19 protein-coding genes are annotated in these 19,686 nt (G+C 67.9%); 4 read left to right on the forward strand and 15 right to left on the reverse strand.

Annotated elements, in window-relative coordinates; genetic code table 11:
• Positions 1 to 141: 141 nt before the first annotated feature.
• From murU to ACT6SE_RS04230, 4 genes are all read right to left on the reverse strand, one after another.
• A complete protein-coding gene (gene murU, locus ACT6SE_RS04215; protein ID WP_046429329.1) occupies positions 142 to 852 on the reverse strand; it encodes an N-acetylmuramate alpha-1-phosphate uridylyltransferase MurU in 711 nt (236 codons plus the stop codon).
• The gene (locus ACT6SE_RS04220; protein WP_046429330.1) at positions 849 to 1,874 is read right to left on the reverse strand and encodes an aminoglycoside phosphotransferase family protein; all 1,026 of its coding nucleotides are present in this window, start codon (positions 1,872 to 1,874) and stop codon (positions 849 to 851) included. Before ACT6SE_RS04220 ends, murU begins: the two co-directional genes overlap by 4 nt.
• Positions 1,875 to 1,938: 64 nt before the next feature.
• Positions 1,939 to 2,208 carry a GlsB/YeaQ/YmgE family stress response membrane protein gene (locus tag ACT6SE_RS04225; protein ID WP_005415577.1) on the reverse strand — a complete coding sequence of 90 codons (270 nt, stop codon included), beginning with the start codon at positions 2,206 to 2,208 and terminating at the stop codon, positions 1,939 to 1,941.
• A 69-nt stretch (positions 2,209 to 2,277) separates the two neighbouring features.
• Entirely contained in the window at positions 2,278 to 3,771 is a 1,494-nt protein-coding gene (locus ACT6SE_RS04230; RefSeq protein WP_014646250.1) for a M20 family metallopeptidase, read from the reverse strand.
• A 199-nt stretch (positions 3,772 to 3,970) separates the two neighbouring features.
• Here ACT6SE_RS04230 and ACT6SE_RS04235 point away from each other — a divergent pair, with 199 nt between their 5' ends.
• The 4 genes from ACT6SE_RS04235 (at position 3,971) to ACT6SE_RS04250 (ending at position 7,117) form a co-directional block, all read left to right on the forward strand.
• Positions 3,971 to 4,297 (forward strand): ComEA family DNA-binding protein, encoded by a 327-nt coding sequence (locus ACT6SE_RS04235; protein ID WP_014036262.1) that lies wholly within the window; start codon positions 3,971 to 3,973, stop codon positions 4,295 to 4,297.
• 351 nt (positions 4,298 to 4,648) lie between these two features.
• On the forward strand, positions 4,649 to 5,731 hold the full coding sequence (locus ACT6SE_RS04240; protein WP_046429332.1) for a L,D-transpeptidase: 1,083 nt from the start codon (positions 4,649 to 4,651) through the stop codon (positions 5,729 to 5,731).
• A gap of 17 nt (positions 5,732 to 5,748) precedes the next feature.
• Entirely contained in the window at positions 5,749 to 6,474 is a 726-nt protein-coding gene (locus ACT6SE_RS04245) for a murein L,D-transpeptidase catalytic domain family protein (RefSeq protein ID WP_046429335.1), read from the forward strand.
• 34 nt (positions 6,475 to 6,508) lie between these two features.
• The gene (locus ACT6SE_RS04250) at positions 6,509 to 7,117 is read left to right on the forward strand and encodes a HutD/Ves family protein (RefSeq protein WP_046429337.1); all 609 of its coding nucleotides are present in this window, start codon (positions 6,509 to 6,511) and stop codon (positions 7,115 to 7,117) included.
• A 147-nt stretch (positions 7,118 to 7,264) separates the two neighbouring features.
• Here the strand turns inward: ACT6SE_RS04250 and ACT6SE_RS04255 are convergent, their stop codons facing one another.
• From ACT6SE_RS04255 to ACT6SE_RS04305, 11 genes are all read right to left on the reverse strand, one after another.
• Positions 7,265 to 8,869 (reverse strand): sulfite reductase subunit alpha, encoded by a 1,605-nt coding sequence (locus ACT6SE_RS04255; protein WP_046429339.1) that lies wholly within the window; start codon positions 8,867 to 8,869, stop codon positions 7,265 to 7,267.
• Positions 8,866 to 9,837, reverse strand: coding sequence for an FAD:protein FMN transferase (locus ACT6SE_RS04260; protein WP_046429359.1), 972 nt, complete (start codon positions 9,835 to 9,837; stop codon positions 8,866 to 8,868). Before ACT6SE_RS04260 ends, ACT6SE_RS04255 begins: the two co-directional genes overlap by 4 nt.
• A gap of 52 nt (positions 9,838 to 9,889) precedes the next feature.
• On the reverse strand, positions 9,890 to 10,693 hold the full coding sequence (locus ACT6SE_RS04265) for a DUF4198 domain-containing protein (RefSeq protein WP_046429341.1): 804 nt from the start codon (positions 10,691 to 10,693) through the stop codon (positions 9,890 to 9,892).
• 122 nt (positions 10,694 to 10,815) lie between these two features.
• Positions 10,816 to 11,334 (reverse strand): DUF2271 domain-containing protein, encoded by a 519-nt coding sequence (locus tag ACT6SE_RS04270; protein WP_005408420.1) that lies wholly within the window; start codon positions 11,332 to 11,334, stop codon positions 10,816 to 10,818.
• Between the two features lie 26 nt (positions 11,335 to 11,360).
• Entirely contained in the window at positions 11,361 to 11,999 is a 639-nt protein-coding gene (locus ACT6SE_RS04275) for a PepSY-associated TM helix domain-containing protein (protein ID WP_014646258.1), read from the reverse strand.
• A 191-nt stretch (positions 12,000 to 12,190) separates the two neighbouring features.
• The gene (locus tag ACT6SE_RS04280) at positions 12,191 to 14,611 is read right to left on the reverse strand and encodes a TonB-dependent receptor domain-containing protein (protein ID WP_046429344.1); all 2,421 of its coding nucleotides are present in this window, start codon (positions 14,609 to 14,611) and stop codon (positions 12,191 to 12,193) included.
• Between the two features lie 145 nt (positions 14,612 to 14,756).
• On the reverse strand, positions 14,757 to 15,158 hold the full coding sequence (locus ACT6SE_RS04285) for a hypothetical protein (RefSeq protein WP_046429345.1): 402 nt from the start codon (positions 15,156 to 15,158) through the stop codon (positions 14,757 to 14,759).
• Between the two features lie 165 nt (positions 15,159 to 15,323).
• Positions 15,324 to 16,001: a Fe2+-dependent dioxygenase gene (locus ACT6SE_RS04290; protein WP_046429349.1), complete on the reverse strand. Its 678-nt coding sequence runs from the start codon at positions 15,999 to 16,001 to the stop codon at positions 15,324 to 15,326.
• Between the two features lie 10 nt (positions 16,002 to 16,011).
• Positions 16,012 to 16,731, reverse strand: a complete 720-nt coding sequence (locus ACT6SE_RS04295) for a tetratricopeptide repeat protein (RefSeq protein WP_046429351.1) — start codon at positions 16,729 to 16,731, stop codon at positions 16,012 to 16,014.
• 68 nt (positions 16,732 to 16,799) lie between these two features.
• Positions 16,800 to 19,094, reverse strand: a complete 2,295-nt coding sequence (locus ACT6SE_RS04300; protein ID WP_046429352.1) for a TonB-dependent receptor — start codon at positions 19,092 to 19,094, stop codon at positions 16,800 to 16,802.
• A 152-nt stretch (positions 19,095 to 19,246) separates the two neighbouring features.
• Positions 19,247 to 19,648, reverse strand: coding sequence for a hypothetical protein (locus ACT6SE_RS04305; protein WP_046429355.1), 402 nt, complete (start codon positions 19,646 to 19,648; stop codon positions 19,247 to 19,249).
• Between the last annotated feature and the right edge of the window lie 38 nt (positions 19,649 to 19,686).

The raw sequence follows: 19,686 nt of genomic DNA on the forward strand, positions 1-19,686 counted from the left end.
GGGCGGGGTGGGTTCGCGGGGGTGTCCGCGGCATGGATGCCGCGGCCAAGCCCCCAGGGACGGGTTCACGGCGTCCCCCGCGAATCCACCCCGCCCGGCCAAGCAAGGCTACTGCTCTCAAAACGTCCAACCACGAGGGGCTCAGCCGTTCGCCGCCAACTCCGCATCCAGCGCGCGCAGGCGATCCACCGTGCCGACGTCGGTCCAGCGCCCGCGATGGTGCTGCCCGGTCATCAACCCCTGCGCCATGAAGTGCTTCTGCAGCGGCACCACCGAGAACTTCGGTGGCAGCCGCTCGCTGCCCGGCGCATCGCCGATCACCGCGCGCCAGTCGGCCACGATCGAAGGACGGTACACGCCGATGCCGGCATAGGTCAGGCATGGTCCTTCGCGGTCATGGTGCAGGAACCCCTGTGCATCCAGGCGGTAGTCACCATTCGGGTGCTGAACCGGATTGTCGACCAGCACCAGGTGCGCCTGGCCCTGCGGCTCGCGCGGCAGCGTGGCGAAATCGAAATCGGTCCAGATGTCGCCGTTCACTACCAGGAACGGGGCATCGCCCAGCACCGGCAGGGCGTTGAGGATGCCGCCGCCGGTTTCCAGCGGGGTCTGCCCTTCGTACAGGAAATGCAGGCGCAGGCCCCATCGGCTGCCATCGCCCAGCGTCGCCGGGAACTGTTCGGCCAGCCATGCGGTGTTGACCACCACCTCGCGCACGCCGAGTGCGGCCAGGCGTTCCAGGTGCCAGACGATCAACGGCTTGCCAGCCACTTCCAGCAGCGGCTTGGGCGTGTGCAGGGTCAGCGGGCGCATGCGCTCGCCGAGGCCGGCGGCAAAGACCAGCGCCTTCATCGGGCCACGCGCATCGGCGCGCCCAGCTCGGCCAGCGCCGGCTTGATGCGGTCGTCCAGCAGCTGCTGCAGCGGTGCCAGCTCGCGGTAGCGCGGCAGCACTTCATCCAGATAGGTGACGAAGCGCGGTGCGTCGTCGAGGTAATGGCCCTTGTTGTCGCGGTAACGCAGCCGGCAGAACAGGCCCAGGATCTTCACGTGGCGCTGGATGCCCATCCAGTCGGCATCGCGCAGGAAGGTGGCGCGGTCGGGCACCGGCAGGCCGGTGTCGCGGGCGCGCTCGTGATACTGCGCCAGCCATTCGTCCACGCGTTGCAGTGGCCAGCTCAGGAAGGCGTCCTTGAACAGGCTCACCGCATCGTAGGCGATCGGGCCGCGCACCAGGTCCTGGAAATCCAGGACCGCGGGGCCATCGTCGACCGGCATCAGGTTGCGCGGCATGTAGTCGCGATGGGTCATCAGCTGGGCCTGGCCCAGCGCGTTGTCCATCAGGCGGCGATGCACCAGCTGCAGGCCTTCGATCTCGCCGCAGTCCAGTTCAAGGTTCAGGTGGCGCTGCAGGAACCATTCGTCGAACAGGCCGGCATCGCGCTGCAGCAGTGCTTCGCCGAACTGGCCGAAGTCGGCCGGCACCGGGATCGCCTGCAGGCGCAGCAGCTGCTCGATCGAACGACCGAACCATTCGTCAGCGTTGCGCTCGTCGAGGATCCTGGCCAGGGTCGGGCCGCCGAGATCTTCCAGCAGCAGGAAGCCGGCATCCAGGTCCTGCGCGAGCAGCATGGGCACGCGCAGACCGTTGTCGTGCAGCAGGCCGCGCATGCGCAGCCACGGCCGCGGATCTTCCAGCCCCGGCGGGGCGTCCATCACGATGTGGCTGCCGCGCGTGCTGGTGGTGCGCCAGTAGCTGCGCATGCCGGCGTCAACCGAAGCGCGTTCGACCACCGCGTTGGCATCATCGAGCTGGGTACGGGCCCACTGCAGGCGCTGCGCGCTGCGCTGGGGATCGGAGGCGGGTTCGGTCATGCGGGCATATCCGGGCGCGCCGGGCGCGCCAACGTCGGCAACAGGAAGGGAAGGGGGAGCGGCGTCAGCGGCGACCGCTGAACAGGCGCAGGACGGCCAGCACGGCCACCGCGCCCACCACCGCGCCGAGGAAACCGGCCGGTTCGCCGGGGGCGTACCAGCCCATGTACTGGCCGAACCAACCGGCCAGCAGGGCACCAAGGATGCCCAGCACGATGGTCAGCAGGCAGCCCATGCGGTTGTTGCCGGGCATGAAGAAACGCCCGAGCAGGCCGACGAAGAAGCCGACCAGCAGGATGTACAGCCAGCTGCTGCTGCCGAACAGACCATTCATGCGCGCGGATTCCGCTTGAGTGTGGACGCAGCCTAGCAAGGCCAGGCTGCGTCCGTCACGAGTGCCGGATCAGCAGCAGCCGTGGTCGCCGTGGCGGGTGCCGCTGTCGGCAGCCACCGGCGAGCCGCTGGTCTCGCCGCGCAGGCTGGCGGCGTAGTGCTCGCTGATCACCTTGGACACGCAGGCGGTGACCTTCTTGCCCATCGGGATGTGCAGGAACTCGTTCGGGCCATGCGCATTGGAGTGCGGGCCGAGCACGCCGGTGATCATGAACTGCGCGCCCGGGAACTTCTCGCCCAGCATGCCCATGAACGGGATCGAGCCGCCCTCGCCCATGTACATCGCCGGCTTGCCGAAGAAGGCCTGGCTGGCGTCGTCGATGGCCTGGGTCAGCCACGGCGCCATCGCCGGGGCATTCCAGCCGGTGGAGGCCTTTTCCAGGTCCAGGGTGACCTGCGCGCCGTTCGGCGGGTCGCGCAGCAGTGCTTCCTTCAGCAGCTCGCCGCAGGTCTTGCCATCGGCGGTCGGCGGCAGGCGCAGCGACAGCTTCACCGAGGTCTGCGGACGCAGCACGTTGCCGGCCGATTCCAGCGGCGGCATGCCACCGACGCCGGTGACCGACAGCGCCGGGCGCCAGGTGCGGTTGAGCACCAGCTCGGTCAGGTCCTCGTTCATGGGGCGCAGGCCGTCGACCATCGGGAACTTCTCGAAGATCTCGGTATCCACCACTTCGGCGGCACGCTTGGCCTGTTCCAGGCGCTCGGCCGGGATCTCCACGGTCATGCCGTCGATCAGGATGCGGCCGGTGTCCTGGTCCTCGATGCGCGAAAGGATCTGGCGCAGCAGGCGGAAGCTGGACGGGATCACGCCGGAGGCATCGCCGGAATGCACGCCTTCGTTGAGCACCTTCACGGTGAAATTGCCGCCGGTCAGGCCGCGCAGCGAGGTGGTGCACCACAGCTGGTCGTAGTTGGCGCAGCCCGAATCCAGGCAGACCACCAGCGACGGCTTGCCGATGCGGTCGGCCAGGTGGTCGACGTAGGCCGGCAGGTCATAGCTGCCGGACTCTTCACACGCTTCGATCAGCACCACGCAGCGGGCGTGCGGCAGGCCCTGGGCCTGCAGTGCCAGTACCGCAGCCAGTGAGCCGAAGATCGCGTAGCCGTCGTCCGCACCGCCGCGGCCATACAGCTTGTCGCCGCGCAGGACCGGGGTCCACGGGCCGAGGTCGTCGTCCCAGCCGGTCATTTCCGGCTGCTTGTCCAGGTGGCCATAGAGCAGGATGGTGTCGTCGCCGGTTTCGGCGCCGGTAGCAGGAATTTCCAGGAAGATCAGCGGGGTACGGCCTTCCAGGCGCACCACCTCAACCTTCAGGCCGGGCAGCTGCTGGGCCTTGGCCCAGTTCTCCATCAGGGTGACCGCCTGTTCCATGTAGCCGTTCTGCACCCAATTGGCGTCGAACATCGGCGACTTGTTGGGAATGCGGATGTAGTCGACCAACTGCGGGACGATTTCGCTGTCCCACTTGTCATTGACGAATTGGCCGAGCTTGGCGCTGTCCATCTGAAACTCCGGTTGCATGGGCTGATCCGGCCATTCTACGCCTGTGCCGCGGGTAGGGTTTTTCCTACATCACGTCGGGTATTTGGCTGGCTTACGGAAATCCGGGAAACCGATAGGCTGTGCACATGTGGTGACGGACACTGTTCCTGCCGACGGGATTGCCGGTCGGGGCGGCCAGAATCACAGGGAGATACACGTCGTGCCTTGGTTTGTCGTGTTGAGGGCGCTGGTGCTGGTAGTGGGGATCGCTGGGGCGCATGCCGCCGAACCGATCGACATCAACCGTGCCGATGCCCAGGCGCTGCAGCAGGGATTGACGATGGTCGGAGCCGCCAAGGCCGAGGCGATCGTCGAGCACCGGCGCAGACACGGCCCGTTTCATCGCGTCGAGGACCTGACGCAGGTGAAGGGAATAGGGAAAGCGATCGTCGAACGGAATCGACAGCGGATCACCGTAGGCAACAGGTTGTTGCCGGCGGATCCGGTACCCGGATCGGTACCGGTGCGGACCGTACCCAGGCGCTGACAGCAGGAATCGTCGGAACCGGCAGGAGGCTGGTTCACCGGTCACGGACAGGAAGGCCGTGACCACCGACCGCCGCAGGACGCGGCACCAATCACCAGGATGGTGGCATCACAGACCTGTGGAAGGGGCTGAGATACAAACAGGACAGACGCGGCCGCGTGCAGGATGCAACGCTACCCCCACAGCGCAGGATGCGAGGGGGCGGCAGCAGGCCGACAAGGACGTAACGATTGCCCGGTACGACACATGGCTGTGTCGCCGGGCAATTTCATTTCCGGCGCCTGGTTTTGCCGCGGCCACCACGGGCCGATGGTGTACGGTGGCCGCTCCGCATGGAAAGGACCCCGCTGGATGCTTGTGCACCGCCCCACGACCCTGATGCTCGCCCTGGCACTGACCCTGCCACTGCTGGCCCATGCCGCTGCGCCGACGCCGACAGCCAAGCCTGCGGCCGAAGCCAGCACCGCTGAAGTGCGCGGACCGACCGACCTGAAGCCGGGCGAGTACCTGTGGCATCCGGAAATCTCACCGACCGGCCCGATCGTGCTGGTGGTCAGCCTCGATGAGCAGCGCGCCTACGTGTACCGCAACGGCATCGCCATCGGCCTGACCACGATCAGCTCGGGCAAGGCCGGGCACGAGACGCCGACCGGCGTGTTCACCATCCTGCAGAAGGACAAGGACCACAGGTCCAACCTCTACAACAGCGCGCCGATGCCCTACATGCAGCGGCTGACCTGGGATGGCATCGCCCTGCATGGCGGCAGCCTGCCCGGGCATCCGGCCTCGCATGGCTGCGTGCGCCTGCCGCAGGCGTTCGCGCAGAAGCTGTTCAGCGAAACCCAGCGCGGCGATACGGTGGTGGTGGCCGACGCCAAGAGTTCGCCGATGACCCTGGCCTATCCTTCGGTGCTGGCACCGGTCAACGCGCGCGGCCAGGCTTTGCCGGAAACCGAGGGCGGGGCCCCGGCGCAGGCCTGGTGGGACGACAGCGCAGCCCCGGCCGGGCAGGTCGGCATCCTGGTCAGCCTGCATGACCAGCGCCTGTACGTGCTGCGCGACGGCGTGATGATCGGCGAGTCGCCGCTGAAGGCCGACGCCCTGCCCGCATTCCAGGGCACCACGCTGTTCGTGATGGGGCAGGGCTACAGCGATACGCCCAGCCCGCTGGACGTGAACCAGCGCCTGCACCAGTGGACGGCCTATCCGCTGCTGGGCCAGGATCGTGCCCAGGCCACCCCGGACCTGCTGGCCACGCCCTCGTTGCCAATGGCGCTGCCGGCCGATTTTGCCCGCCAGCTGTACCAGGTGCTGGTGCCGGGCACGACCCTGCTGGTGACCTCGTTGCCGGCGGTCCGCCCAAGCCCGGCTGAATCCGGAATGCAGCCGGTCTTGGAATCCGAGCCGCCAGGGTCCACCCTCAAGGGCAACTGAGTCCCCTCGTTGTGCCCATGACTGCATCCCGCCTGTGCCGGCTGGCCGCGTTCGGCCTGCTGGCGACCTCGGCCAGCGCCCCGGCGCTGGCACAGACGCCCGCCCTTGCCACCAGCGCTGATGATCTGGCTGCCTTGCTGTCGCGCAGTGCGCCCAAGGCTGACCGCCACGTGTTGCAGCTGGCGGCGCACGCCATGCGCTGTGCGTTGCAGCGTCCGGAGCTGGGCATCAACGGTGATCGTCTCAGCGTGATCGATTATTCGCGGCCGTCCACCGAGCCGCGCCTGTGGGTGTTCGACCTGGCCCACCAGCGCCTGCTGTTCGAGGAATGGGTGGCGCATGGCCGCAACAGCGGCGAGAACCGCACCCAGCACTTCTCCAACCGCGATGGGAGTTTCATGTCCAGCCTCGGCGCGTTCACCGCGCAGGAGACCTACATGGGCGGTAATGGATATTCGCTGCGCCTGGCCGGGCTGGAGCCGGGCTTCAACGACCGTGCGCGCGAACGCGCGATCGTCATCCACGGTGCGCCGTACGTGAACCCGGCCACCGCGCAGCTGCAGGGGCGCTTGGGTCGCAGCCTGGGTTGCCCGGCGGTGCGCCTTTCGGTGGCCAAGCCGCTGATCGATGCGTTGCGTGGCGGCACGATGCTGTTTGCTTACTACCCTGACCAGGATTGGCTGAAGCACTCGCAGCTGCTGGCCGGCGGATGCGGTGGCCAGGGCACGCTCGCTACGCGGTGATGCATGATGGCGCGTGGCGTGATGCAATGCGCCGATGAACGTCGACTCCCTGTTGCACACTCCGAGCCAGGTCATTTCCAGCCTGGACTATCGTCGCGAACGCTGGCGGAATGGACTTGGCTGGACCCGCGAGATCCTGCGCCTGCCCGCACAGGGTGATGACTGGGCGCTGCGCCTGTCGGTGGCCGAGATCGAGCAGGACGCTGCGTTCTCCACCTTCCCCGGCGTGGAGCGCGAACTGGTGCTGCTGCAGGGCAATGGCGTGCGCCTGCGTTTCGAGGATGGCCGCGTGGCCCAGGTGCTGCCGCCACACGGGCGGGCGCGCTTTGCCGGTGAGGAAACGCTGCACGGTGAACTGGTCGATGGCACCACCCACGACTTCAACCTGATGTGGAAGCGCGAGCTGCTGCAGGCCGAACTGCTGCACCGGCCGCTGGTGGGGTCGATGTTCTTCTTCTGCGAACCGGGCGTTGCGTGGGCGCTGCATCTGCTGGCCGGACAGGCGCAGTTCGGTGCCGATAGTGGCCTGCCGGCGCTGCAGGCGGGAGACACCGCGTGGTTGGCGGGGGGCGAGAGGCAACGGCATGCGCTCAGCGGTGGTGGCGAGTTGTTGGCGATACGGGTGAGCGCGGCGGGGGCATGATTCCTGGGCGCCGGTGGGCGCCATCCACGCATGGCGTGGATCTACTGCCGTGCGGTTGCCACCATGCCTGGACACGCCGTAATGGTGCGGCTGTGGTTGGGGTCAGAGCCATTTCCTGCGGAAAGGGAATCGACCCCGATGGTTCGTTCAATACACATCGCGCCGGTAACGACCGGCCAGCAGCAGCGCTTCCCTGCCTGCGGTACCCAGCACCCGCTCGATCACTGCATCCACGCCCGGGGCCATGCCCTGCAGGCTGCCGCAGACCAGGATCGTCGCGCCTTCATCGACCCACTGCCGCAGCGTCGCCGCTTCGGCCTGCAGCCGGTCCTGCACATAGCGATGCGCGCCGCCGTCGCGGCTGAACACTGCATCCAGCCGTGCCAGCGTGCCGCTGGCCAGCATCGCCTGCAGTTCTTCGCCGAAATGGAAGTCGTGCGCGGCGGTGCGCTCGCCGAACAGCAGCCAGGTGCGGCGCGCGCCACGCTGGGCACGTTCGTGCAGGTGCGCGCGCAGGCCGGCGATGCCGGTGCCGTTGCCGATCAGCAGCAGCGGTACATCGGCGGGCACGCCATGGAAATTGTCGTTGCGGCGCAGCCGCAGTTGCACCGGTTCGCCGATGGCCGCGTGGTCGCACAGCCAGCCGCTGCCGATGCCGGGTGTACCGTCGGCGCGCAGTTGGCGGCGCACCAGCAGCTCCACCGCGCCGTCGGCCATCACCGAGGCGATCGAGTACTCGCGATGCGGCAGCGGTTGCAGGGTTGCCAGCAGTGCGGGCAGATCACCCGGGGGAACCAGCGAGGGCAGATGCGAGCGCTCGATACGGGCCAGTAACGCCTGCCCGTCATCCAGCACGGTGTCTGCATTGAAGCCCTGTGCATCGAGCCAGGCGCGCGCGCTGTGGCGTGGGTGCTGCGGGCCGATCTCGGCGATGTCGCCGGCCTGCCACTGCACATCGACGCCAGGCGGTGGCTGCAGGCGCACCCGGTACACCGGGCCGCCGGGGCTGCCCGGATTCAGATGCTGGCGTTGCAGCAACGTCCACGGCTGATACTCGGCCGGGCTCCAGTCGGGCAGTTCAGTGGCGCCTCCGCCAAGTTGTCCCAGCAGCTGCTGCCAATGTCGCAGCGCCGCCGGATCGGCATTGTCGACCTCGATCGCATCGAACAGCGGGTGCGCGCCGTGCTGGCGCAGCCACTGGTCCAGCTGGTGGCCGAATCCGCAGAAGTGGCCATAGCTGCGGTCGCCCAGCGCTAGCACGCCGTACTGCAGATGCTGCAACGGAGGCGGCGTGGCCATCACCCCGCGCAGGAACGGCAGGGCGTGGTCGGGCGGATCGCCTTCGCCGGTGGTGCTGGCAATGAACAGCGCGCGCTGGCTGTCGGCCAGCAATGCGGCGTCGACCTCATGCAGCCCGCGCACACGCACCGGCACGCCGGCACCACGCAGGGCCTCGGCACTGCGTTCGGCCAGTTCGCGGGCAAAGCCGGTCTGGCTGGACCAGACCAGCAGGAGCGGTGCGGTATCGGCGGACGCCGCATCTTCGCGCGGACGAGTGCGCCACCACAGGGCTGCGCAGGCCAGCGCGTACAGCGCGGTGGCGATGATGGCGATCTCCGATTGCCGTGCCGGCGGTGCGCCCTGCCACCAGGCGTCGCCGAGGTGCAGGCGCAGCAGCGCCCAAGCGATCAGCGCCAGTACGATCAGTACAAGTGTGTTGCCGAGCCACGCACGCGATGGCCGAGTGCTCATGCGTCCTGCCCGTCGAGCAGGCGCTGGAAGGCGCTGCTGAGAAATTCCTGCGGGGCGTCTGCGGTGCGTTGCAGGTAGCGCGCGGCCAGTCCTTCGCGCTCGGCCAGCGCCATGCCCTGTTCGCGACCCAGCACGGTCAGTGCGGTAGCCCAGGCATCGGCGTGCATGGCGTCGTCGGCCACGACGGTGACCGCTGCGGCGACCTGCTGCACCGGCCTGCCCGTACGCGGGTCGAGGCTGTGGCTGTAGGCCTCGCCATCGGCCTGGTACTGGTGCCAGCGATCGCCCGAAGTGGCCACCGCCTTGCCGTCCAGCGCCAGCACCCGTGGCGGGGTTTCGGTGTGCACATCCTCTTCCGGTGCGGATTCCACCAGCACGCGCCACGGTTGGCCGTCCGGTTTTCTGCCGTAGCCGGCCAGTTCGCCACCCACTTCGATCAGCGCCGCCGCGATCCCTTGCCTACGCAGCCAGGCGGCGACGTGGTCGACGCCGAAGCCCTTGGCGATCGCAGAGAGATCCAGTTCCAGCCGGCCCGGTTGCAGCAGCGCATCATCCTGCCACTGCAGGCGCTGCCAACCGCAACGCTCACGGGTGGCCTGCAGGGTAGCGGCGTCGGGCTGGCGGCGTTCACCGGCATGTGCACCGAAGCCCCACAGTGCAACCAGCGGACCGATGGTGGGATCGAAGGCGCCGTCACTGGCGGCAGCGATGGCCTGTGCGCAGGTCACAACGTGGCGGGTCTCCGCCGGCAGCACGCACCATTGGCCAGCGTCGGCGCGGTTGTAGCGGCTCAGATCCGAGCCGGGCTCCCAGGTGCTCATCTGCGCGACCACGTCGTCCAACCGCGCCTGGATGCCGGCGTGCAGCGGGTGCAGGTCGCGCTGGCGCGACGCGACCAGCGACACGCTCCAGGTGGTGCCCATGGTGGTGCCACCGAGGCGGGCGATGTCGAGATGGGAATCGGTCATGGTGATGCGTTGCGGTGGCGATGCCGGGGAATGCCCGGCATCGCGGTCCACATTACTGCGGCAGCACTTCCAGCGTGGCGACGTAGCTCAGGCGGCGCTTGGCGGCCTGCTTCACCGACGTCTTGTTGTCCTCGGTGCCGGTCTCCAGCCAGTACATGCCGGCTTCCGGCCAGGTTACCTTGATCTCGCCCTTGGCATCGCTGGTCAGCTTCAGCTCGTCCTGCGCGTTGCGGTAGCGGGTGGCGCCACGCACGATCTCGAACTGCAGGCCGGCGGTCGGCTTGCCATCGACCAGCACGCGGAAGGTGGCTTCCTCGCCGGCGAACAGGTCATTCGGGTGGCCGACGGCGACCAGCTCGATGCCACGGTTGGTCGGCTTCAGCGCGGTGTCGTTCGGCGCACCGTTGGTGACAAAGGTCTCCACGCGGCCGATCGACTGGCTCACTTCCAGCTTCTTCGCGTCCTTCGGCAATTCACCGAAGGTAGCCGCGCTGCCGCGCCAGCGCTTGCGCTCGCCGTTCTGCTCGTACGTGGCGAACAGGCCGTCATTGACCGACGCGATGCGGTAAGTGCCCGGCTGCTTCAGTTCGATGTCGAACACGCTGCGGTACTTGCCGGTCGACGCGTTCTGCGGCTGCACGGTGCTGCCGTCCGGCGCGGTGATCACCAGCGATTCCAGGCGCAGCGGCACGTGGTTGAAGTAGAACAGATCGTTGGAGACCGCACCGTCGACGGTGATCCACGGCGCGTTGCCGGCGATCACGGTCTGCGAGGGCAGCAGCCAGGCCTTGTGGGCCAGGGCGGAGAAGGGAAGGGCAGCGGCCAGGGCGGCGGCGAGGACGAGCGTGCGCTTCATGCGGAAGACTCCAGTTGGAAGGGGTCGGATCCCTTTCCAGCGGAAAGGGCTCTGACCCCGAGGGATAGGGCGATGGGGTCAGAGCCCTTCCTGCGGAAGGGATCCGACCCCGGCTCAGGCGGTTATGGTTTGACGGCGAGGGTGACCTGGCCCAGTTCGGTGGCGCCCTGCGCCTTGCCGTTCTGCGCGGCGGTGGCCGGCCAGGTGAAGGGGATCTTCAGCAGTTCGCGGCCACCGACTTCGCGCACCGCTTCCACCACCAGGGTGTAGTTGCCCGGGGCCAGTTGCTTCAGTGCCGGCTGCCTGTCGTTGAACGACAGCGCGTGCTTGCCGGCCGGGCGGGTCGGGCCGGTCACGCCGTCCACCGGCACCTGCAGGGTGCGGCCGCTCTTGCGCCACCACTGGCGCAGGTCCGGCAGCCATTTGGTGCCGTGGCCTTCGCTGTTGCTGGTCTGCTGGTACCAGACCGACAGGTTGGCCGCGACCTTCTGGTCGGCGCCTTCCAGCCACACCGCCACGTACGGGCGGTGGTACTCGGCCACGTTGAGCTTGGGCACTTCGACGTTGATGTCGAGGGTGGTGGCGTACGCCGGCGAGGTGGCCAGCAGGCCGCTGAGGGCGATGGTCAGGGTGACGCGCATGGGGCGGCTCCGGAAACGAAGGAAAGTCAGTGGATCAGCAGCAGGGCGATCAGCAGCGGAATCATCAGGCCGAGGCCGACCAGCGGCCAGGTCATGCGCCGCTGGCGTGCATGCAGGTGCAGCAGGAACAGGCCGGTGATGCAGAACACCAGGCAGGCCACGGCGAACAGGTCCAGGAACCAGCCCCACGCCGGGCCCGCGTTGCGGCCCTTGTGCAGGTCGTTGAGGTAGGACACCGCGCCGCGCGAGGTTGATTCGTACTCCACCGCGCCGGTCCCGCGATCGATGCTCAGCCAAGCGTCGCCGCCGGGGCGCGGCAGCGACAGGTAGATCTCCTCGGCCGACCACTCTGCCGGGCGCCCGCCGATGGCGATGCCCAGCTGCGTGTCCAGCCAGTGCCGGGCCGGGCGCGGGATCGGTGCATTGCCGTTTTCGCGCGTGCCGAGCTGGCCGAGCAGATCGGCCGGCAGTTCCAGATGCTGGTTCTGCACCTGGGGTTTGGCTTCGATCTTCGCGGCGTGGTTGAGGGTCAGGCCGGTCACCGCGAACAGCAGCATGCCGATCAGGCACACCGCCGAGCTGATCCAGTGCCACTGGTGCAGCGTCCGCAGCCAGAAGCCACGGTTCTGTTGCTGCGCCACGGTGGAAGAGGCAGGACGGCTCACGGCACGGTTCGAGGCGGACGGGGACTGCCCATTACATCATTGATGAGAATAGCTCGCAATTGCGTGTCGTTCTGTATCGCTGGAGGGCGATTGCCGGCCAGCGGCCGGCACTACTGATCGGTAGATCCACGCCACGCGTGGATGAAGCGGTGCCGACCAAGGTCGGCACCCACCGGGGCCGGGCGCGGCGATCAGAACTTCGCGTTCAACGAGATCCAGTAGCTGCGGCGCTGGTCCTTGGTCGCGTAGTCGTCCACGCAGTTGAACTCGCTCTGGCTGATCAGCAGGCACGACTGCGAAACGAAGTCCTTGTCGAACAGGTTGTTGACCCGTGCGTTCACCGTCAGCCATGGCGTGGCCTTCCAGCTGCCACCGAGATGGAAGATGGTGTAGTCCTCGTAGTAGCGGGTGTGGCTGGCGCCGTTGGCGTCCGGCAGCGTGTCGCGGTAGCGGTCGTAGCGGCCTTCGCCGATCAGCGACAGGCTGATCGCTTCGTTGACCTGCCAGTTGAGGCTTGCATTGGCCATGTGCCTGGCCGGCATCGTGCCGCTGATCGGCAGGCCCTTCTGCGCGCCGCTGATCTGCTCGCTCCTGGTCCAGGTGTAGTTGCCGCGCAGCTGCAGGGTGTCGAGCAGGTCGACATGCGCGGCCAGTTCGGCACCGCGGGTCTCGGCCTTGTCGATGTTCACGCTCTGGGTGAACGTGCTGTAGCCCAGTGCCGCCCAGCCCGGGCCGATGTCCACGCAGTAGCCGCTGCCGGCGCGGGCCACTTCGCAGTTCGCAAAGGTGCCGCCGCTGGCGATCTTGTCTTCGAACGTGTTGAAGAAGCCGGTGACGTTGAAGCCCCAGCGCTGGCCTTCATAGTAGGCGGCCAGTTCGTAGTTGGTGCTGGTTTCAGGCTTGAGGTTCGGCGAACCGACCAGTGGCAGCACGCCCTGGCCACCGAAGCCGGTGATGCCCGGGAACAGCTGGTCCGGCCGCGGGGTCTTGTAGCCGGTGCTGACGCCGCCCTTGAAGGTCCACGCATCGCTGGCATTCCACACCAGGTAGCCACGCGGACTGACATGGCTGCCGAATACGTTGTGGTCGTCGTAGCGCAGGCCGAAGGTGGCGGTGAGGGTGTCGGTCAGCGCCCAGTTGTCCTCGGCGAACAGCGCCCACATGCGGTGCGTCTGCTTGACGTTGCTGCGGTAGCCGGCGCCATCCATGCCGAACACACCGTCGACCATGTCAGTGTCGTTGTACTGGCCGCCCACGGTCAGCGTGTGCGCGCCGAAGTCCAGGTCGAGCATCGTGTCGAGCACGTAGCCTTCCAGTTCCATGGTGCGCAGCGGGCGCGGCAGGAACGCCTGCAGGCGCGCCATCTCGCTCGGGTTGAGGGCAACCAGGGCGTTGCCGCGGCCGGCCGCACAGTTGTTGGCAGCACCGGTGCGGCGGCAGACGTCATTCCAAAGCGTCTGCAGGTTGGCGCGCTCTTCCAGGGTCAGCGGCAGCGAACGGCCCAGGTTGCTGCTCTTGCTGTGGGTCAGCGAGGTCTGCCAGGTACCGAAGCTGTAGCGGCCCTGATGGGTCAGCGACAACTGGTCGCGTTCGTAGCGCTGGTAGGCGGTGTAGCCCACGCGCGGCTGCACCACGCGACGGGTGACGGTACCGCTGCCGTTCGGGTTGGGAATGACGGCATTGCCGACGCGCCACAGGCTGGCCAGGCTGTCGAGGGTGCCGGTCTGGCCTTCGCTGTTGTCGAACTTCTGCCGCGACACGTCGTAGTCCAGCCACAGTTCGTGATCGTCGTTGATGCGGACGTCCAACCGCACGCCGCTGTTCCAGTTGGTGTTGGCCACCGACTTGCCACCACCGCCGAAGCCGATGCTGCGCTCCCACAGGGTGCCGTCGGGCAGGGACAACGCATCCCATTCCGGGTTGGAAGCCTTCGCGTCGTAGTAGCTGCCGCGTACTGCCAGGCTGAGGCGCTCCTTCAGCAAAGGGCCGCTGAGGTAGAGGTCGGTGGTGCGTGCATCGCCGAACTGGTCGTCCTGCTGCACGGTGAAGCCCTGGCTGACCGAACCGTGCCAGCTGTCCTGGTTGCGGCGGGTGATGATGTTGATGACACCGCCCATCGCGTCCGAACCGTACAGCGTGGACATCGGCCCGCGCACGACTTCGATGCGTTCGATCGCGTCCAGCGGGGGCAGGTAGGCGAACTGGCCGCCACCGAAGTTGTTCGGATAGATCTGGCCGACATTGCTCTGGCGGCGGCCGTCGATCAGCACCAGGGTGTACTCGGACGGCAGGCCGCGCATCGACACGGTGGCGCGGCCGTTCTTGTCGGTCGCTTCCAGGCCGACGTCGATGCCTTCGACGTCGCGCAGCGCATCGACCAGGCTGGTGTACGGGCGCTTGCTCAGTTCCTCGCGGCTGACCACGCTGATGCTGGCCGGGGCATCGATCACCTTCTGCTCGAAGCCGGCGGCGGTGACCACCACCTTGTCCAGCGTCTGCGGCGCGCCTGCGGCGTCACCGTGGGCGAAGGCGGGGCTGGCGAAAGCCGCCAGCACGGCGCTGGTCAGCAGGGTACGGGACAGGGACGAACGGACACGATGGCGCTGGGCCATGGCAGTTACCTCGAAGGATGCAGGGTGGCGCGGTGCCGTGCGCGAAGGGCGCGGCAGGCACGGAAGGGCCGGTCAGGGGCGGCAGGGATGAAGCAGGCAGCGGCGTGCAGGCGCGACCGCGCAGGCGGTCACGTCGGGCCGTGGATCAGGCGAGCGGCGGCGCCTGGCCGCGTTGCTGACGGCGCCCGGGCGCATCGGCCCAGGGCGTGTCCGGAGCGGCCAGCGGCCAGTCCGGGCGCACGCCGGGCATGGCCGGCATGGCGGGTACGAGGTCGAGCTCAGTGCGCAGCCAGTGGCTGGCCAGCAGCAACGGTGGGCGTGACTTCTCGGCCGACTTCACCGGAGCGCAGGCGCAGCGGCGCAGCTTGGCCGGCGCCTCTTCCTGCAGGGGCGCTTCGCCTCCGCGCTCCTCCAACGGCACCTGCACGGCCATGCTGGCGTGGGCCTGTGGCAGCAGCGGCAGGGTGCCCAGCAGCAACGCCAGCATTGCCACCCACGCCAGCAGGCTGGCCAGCGCAGGACGCTGGCTGCGCATGGCGGTGCCCATCTTGCGATGGATGAGTGGGCGAGGGCGAAGCGGGCGCAGCAAGCGGGGATCCCCTGGGGCTGCCGGCAGCGGCCGGCATCAACGGGGCGTGATTGTAATGAGAGCTGTTAGCTGTTGCAAATGAGAATGATTGCCAAAAAATGTCGCAGGCCGGCCCGGCAAGGCTCAGACTTCGCTCCAGCGCCGCAGCAGGTTGTGGTACACGCCGGTCAGCTGCAGGATCGGCTCGGCGTCGCCGCCGGTCTGCCGCAGGCGCTCGATCGCGCCATCCATTTCCCACAGCAGGCGGCGCTGCACATCGTCGCGGATCATGCTCTGCACCCAGAAGAACGAGGCCACGCGCGCGCCGCGGGTGACCGGCCGCACCTGGTGCAGGCTGCTGGACGGGTACACGATCAGGTCGCCGGCCGGCAGCTTCACTTCGTGCTCGCCGTAGGTGTCGCTGATGATCAGCTCGCCGCCTTCGTACTCCTCGGGCGCGGACAGGAACAGGGTGCAGGAGATGTCCGAGCGCAGCTGCTCGCCATTGGCCAGGTTCATCACCGCGCCATCGACGTGGTAGCCATAGGTGCCGCCACCGCTGTAGCGGTTGAAGCGTGGTGGCAGGTACTTCAGCGGCAGCGCGGCACTGAAAAACAGCGGATGCCGGGCCAGCGCGACGAGGATGATCTCGCCCAGTTCGCGGCGCAGCGGCGAAGCCTCGGGCAGCTGCTGGTTGTGCTTGGCCTGTGCGCCCAGATGCCCCACGGTTTCGCGGCCATCGGTCCAGTCGGCGGCGTCGAGGCGGCGGCGGAAGTCGGCGACCTGGTCGGCGCTGAGAATGTCGGGGATGTGCAGCAGCATGCGGGACTCCTCAGAGGGACGGCGGTGCGACCAGGGCGCGCACCTGTGGATGCGGTGACGCGGCCAGCTCCGGCACGATGTGCGCCATGAATGCCGGGCTGCCGTGCGCCAGTGCGAGCCGCAGCCAGTGCACGGCCTGCTCGACCTGGCCGGCCTGCAGCAGGATCGAGGCGTAGTTGGCCTGGCCGCGGAAATCACCGGCCTCGGCCGCGCGCTGGTACCAGGCCAGCGCCGCCTGCGGATCGGGTGCGGTATCCAGCCCGTCTTCGAGGTGGCGGGCCAGCAGGTTCATCGATTTGGCGTGGCCCAGGTGCGCGGCACAGGTGTACAGGGCCAGTGCCTGCGCGCGGTCCTGCGCAATGCCGCGGCCGGTGGCCAGCAGGTTGGCCAGGTTGTACAGGCCCCAGTCCAGGCCGGTATCGGCCGCGCGCCGGTACCACACCGCCGCCAGCGCCAGGTTGACCGCCGTGCCGTGGCCCAGCTCATGGCAGCGGCCGAGCATGTTCATCGCCATCGGCGCGCCGTTGTTGGCGGCGGTTTCGTACCAGAGCAGCGCCGCCGAGGCGTCCTGTGCGGTGCCTTTGCCTTCCATGTGCATCTGCGCGAGCAGCAGCTGTGCCTCGACCTGTCCGGCCTGCGCAGCGTCGCGCACGCGTGCGAACGCGGCCTGCGGATCGTGCTGCAGCAGCTCGGCCAGGGCGTCGCTGTCGATGGGGGTACGGGTTGCCATGGGGTGAGTATCGCCGGAAACAAAAACGGCGGCAGGAGAGCCTGCCGCCGTGGTGGAGCGAAGCTACATCAGAACTTCACGTTCAGTGCCAGGGTGGTCGAGCGACCCGGGGCGATGCTCGCGTAGTGCGAGGCATAGGCCTTGGTGAAGTAGGTCTTGTCGGTCAGGTTCTGCACGTTGAGCTGCAGGCTGATGTTGTCCTGGATCGCGTAGCTGGCCATCGCGTCGAAGCGGGTGTAGCTGGCGATCCACTTGGTGTTGGCGACATCACCGTACTGCTTGTCCGAGTAGAACGCACCGGCACCGACGGTCAGGCCGATGGGGAAGCGGTAGGTGGTCCACAGGTTGGCGCTGTGCTTGGCGGTGTTCGGGAATACGTTGCCGTTGTACGGCGAGGGCACGTAGACGTTGGACGGGCAGGTGCGGCCGACCGGTGCACCACAGACGAAGCCGTTGTCCTTCAGTTCCGAGTCCAGGTAGGTGTAGCCGCCGTACAGGCTCCAGGCGTCGGTCAGCTGGCCGGTGAAGCCCAGCTCGAAGCCGTTGATTTCCTTCTTGCCGGCATTCTGGCTGGTGCCGTTGTCGACCGTCACGCGCGCGTTGTTCATCACCGTGTGGAAGATCGCCGCGGTGAGGTTCAGGCGCTGGTCGAACAGGTCCCACTTGGTGCCCAGCTCGAGGTTCTTCGTATCCTGCGGCTTGAGGTCGGCCACGGCGGCGCTCAGGCCGTCCGAACCATCACCACCGTCCATGCCCGGCGGAGTCGAGGAGGTGCCCCACGACAGGTAGATGCTGCCGTTGGCGGCCGGCTTGAACACCACGCCGGCCTGGTAGTTCAGGAAGTCGTTGCTGTTGCGCACGCGGGTCGGTGCCTTGCCGGCCACCGGGGTGGTCAGGGTGGTGCGGAAGTCGTCGTAGCGCAGGCCGAGGTTGATCATCCACTGCTCATTGAGCTCGATGGTGTCGAACACGTAGGCCGAGGTGGTCCTGGTGCGCTGCTCTACGTCCAGTGCCTTGTCGCTGCGGTACACCGAATGGGTGGCCGCCCACGGATCGCGCGGGTTCGGATTGGCGAAATCGGTGCAGTTGTAGCCGGTGGCCGCGCCGGTGGTCGGGCACTTGCTGTTGCCGGTGAGCGGGTTGCTGGTGCCCGGGGTCATCAGATAGCTGCCGCGGGTCATCTTCTCGTCGCTGTATTCCACGCCCGCGCTGTAGCTGTGCTTGAGCGCACCGGTCTGGAAGGCACCGGTCAGGCCCAGCTGGTCGGCGAAGCTCTTGACGTCGACGGCACGGCTGTTGGTCCGGCGCCACAGGGTGCCGTAGTTGTTCGGGTTGCCCTGGCTGTCGTCCGGCTGGGTCCACAGGTAGTCGTTGCTGGTGTTGCCCAGGCGCGCGATGTTGCGCAGCTTGTGGCCGCCGAAGTCGTAGCTGGCATCCAGGGTGCTGATGTCGGCGCGGGTACGCTGGAAGTCACGGTCGACCAGGCCGTAGTAGTTGTTGCGGTCCGGCACCATCGGGCGGCCGTCGACCCACTTCGAGGCCGGCGCACCGTTCGGGTTGCCATACGGGAAGCCACCCGCGTCCGGCAGGTCATCGCTCTGCATGTGGTAGTGGCTGGCGATCAGCTGGGCCGGGCCGTTCAGGCCGAACGCGATCGACGGCGCGATACCCCAGCGGCTGACATTGGCGGCGTCACGGCCAGCGATGTCCGATTCGTGCTTCATCAGGTTCAGGCGCGCGGCGATGCCATCGCCCAGCACGTAGTTGGCGTCCACGGTGCCGCGCGCGTAGCTGTCGGTGCCGATGCCCATGCTGGCGCTGGTCTCGTTCTTCAGCTTCGGCGTCTTGCTCACAAGGTTCAGGCTGCCACCGCCGGAATCACGGCCGCCGTAGGCCGAGCTCGGGCCCTTGACTACTTCCACCTGCTCCAGGTCGAAGATCTCGCGGGTCTGCGAGCCGACGTCGCGCAGGCCATCGACGAAGACGTTGCTCTGCGAATCGAAGCCACGGATGAAGGGGCGATCACCGGTCGGATTGCCGCCTTCGCCGGCACCGAAGGTGATGCCCGGCACCATGCGCAGCGCATCCTGCAGGTTGGTCGCACCGGTTTCGGCGATCAGCTTTTCCGAGACGATCGACACCGACTTCGGGGTGTCCAGCAGCTCGGCGGTGAACTTCGGTGAGGACGGATTGAACCAGCTGCCGCGCACCTGCACCTTGTCCAGGTCGGTGGCCTTGCGGGAGGAGGCTGCGTCAGCGCTGTCGGCCGCCTGTGCAGCCAACGGCGCGAAGCCGGCGGCCAGGGTGGCGGTGGCGAGCAGGGAAACGCGCGGGGCGCGCTTGCGGGACGTGATGTGGGTCATGGCTTGGGTGGTAGTGGCTGGGATCGGAAAGGGGCGAGGGCCGAAGCGCAGACAGCGCGACGGCATGTAGAGGGCGTCTTCTGTAGAGCCGAGCCGATGCTCGGCTGGGCGGCGGACGACTCCAGGCGCACGGCAATGGCCGCAGGGCGCCCTCAGCTGGCGTGCGGTGCGGGCGGTGCGTGGCCGGGGTTCAACCGCAGTGCGGGATCGTGCAGCTGCCAGTGCAGGGCATCGGAGCGCCACAGCGGAACATGCGCGACCAGGGCGGCGCGCGGGGGAGCCAGTCCGGTACAGGGCGTTGTGCCCTCGCCATCCAGCGGCGGCTCCGGTACTGGCACCGCATGGCGCGGGCACTCGTCCGCCGGCGGGGCCGGCATCGGCATGGCCTGCTGAAGATCTTCAGCGTGTGCCTGCCAGCCGTAGGTGGCGGGTCCATCGCGCCCTTCGTGCAGGGCCGACCAGCCCAGCAGCAGCGTCAGCAGCAGGGCCACAGCCAACGGCCACCCATGGCGGGCAAGCTGGCACAGCGTGGCGGCGGGCGCGGGCAAAGCCATGGCGCAGGGGACGGAGTCGTTACGAAGATGTTACGTAG

The organism is Stenotrophomonas sp. LC732 (assembly GCF_052446685.1).
GTDB classification, from domain to species: Bacteria; Pseudomonadota; Gammaproteobacteria; order Xanthomonadales; family Xanthomonadaceae; genus Stenotrophomonas; species Stenotrophomonas muris.

Coding starts and splice junctions, on each gene's coding strand:
- murU (WP_046429329.1), bottom strand. CDS start 852: ATGAAGGCGCTGGTCTTTGCCGCCGGCCTCGGCGAGCGCATGCGCCCG.
- ACT6SE_RS04220 (WP_046429330.1), bottom strand. CDS start 1,874: ATGACCGAACCCGCCTCCGATCCCCAGCGCAGCGCGCAGCGCCTGCAG.
- ACT6SE_RS04225 (WP_005415577.1), bottom strand. CDS start 2,208: ATGAATGGTCTGTTCGGCAGCAGCAGCTGGCTGTACATCCTGCTGGTC.
- ACT6SE_RS04230 (WP_014646250.1), bottom strand. CDS start 3,771: ATGGACAGCGCCAAGCTCGGCCAATTCGTCAATGACAAGTGGGACAGC.
- ACT6SE_RS04240 (WP_046429332.1), top strand. CDS start 4,649: ATGCTTGTGCACCGCCCCACGACCCTGATGCTCGCCCTGGCACTGACC.
- ACT6SE_RS04245 (WP_046429335.1), top strand. CDS start 5,749: ATGACTGCATCCCGCCTGTGCCGGCTGGCCGCGTTCGGCCTGCTGGCG.
- ACT6SE_RS04250 (WP_046429337.1), top strand. CDS start 6,509: ATGAACGTCGACTCCCTGTTGCACACTCCGAGCCAGGTCATTTCCAGC.
- ACT6SE_RS04255 (WP_046429339.1), bottom strand. CDS start 8,869: ATGAGCACTCGGCCATCGCGTGCGTGGCTCGGCAACACACTTGTACTG.
- ACT6SE_RS04260 (WP_046429359.1), bottom strand. CDS start 9,837: ATGACCGATTCCCATCTCGACATCGCCCGCCTCGGTGGCACCACCATG.
- ACT6SE_RS04265 (WP_046429341.1), bottom strand. CDS start 10,693: ATGAAGCGCACGCTCGTCCTCGCCGCCGCCCTGGCCGCTGCCCTTCCC.
- ACT6SE_RS04270 (WP_005408420.1), bottom strand. CDS start 11,334: ATGCGCGTCACCCTGACCATCGCCCTCAGCGGCCTGCTGGCCACCTCG.
- ACT6SE_RS04280 (WP_046429344.1), bottom strand. CDS start 14,611: ATGGCCCAGCGCCATCGTGTCCGTTCGTCCCTGTCCCGTACCCTGCTG.
- ACT6SE_RS04285 (WP_046429345.1), bottom strand. CDS start 15,158: ATGGGCACCGCCATGCGCAGCCAGCGTCCTGCGCTGGCCAGCCTGCTG.
- ACT6SE_RS04290 (WP_046429349.1), bottom strand. CDS start 16,001: ATGCTGCTGCACATCCCCGACATTCTCAGCGCCGACCAGGTCGCCGAC.
- ACT6SE_RS04295 (WP_046429351.1), bottom strand. CDS start 16,731: ATGGCAACCCGTACCCCCATCGACAGCGACGCCCTGGCCGAGCTGCTG.
- ACT6SE_RS04300 (WP_046429352.1), bottom strand. CDS start 19,094: ATGACCCACATCACGTCCCGCAAGCGCGCCCCGCGCGTTTCCCTGCTC.
- ACT6SE_RS04305 (WP_046429355.1), bottom strand. CDS start 19,648: ATGGCTTTGCCCGCGCCCGCCGCCACGCTGTGCCAGCTTGCCCGCCAT.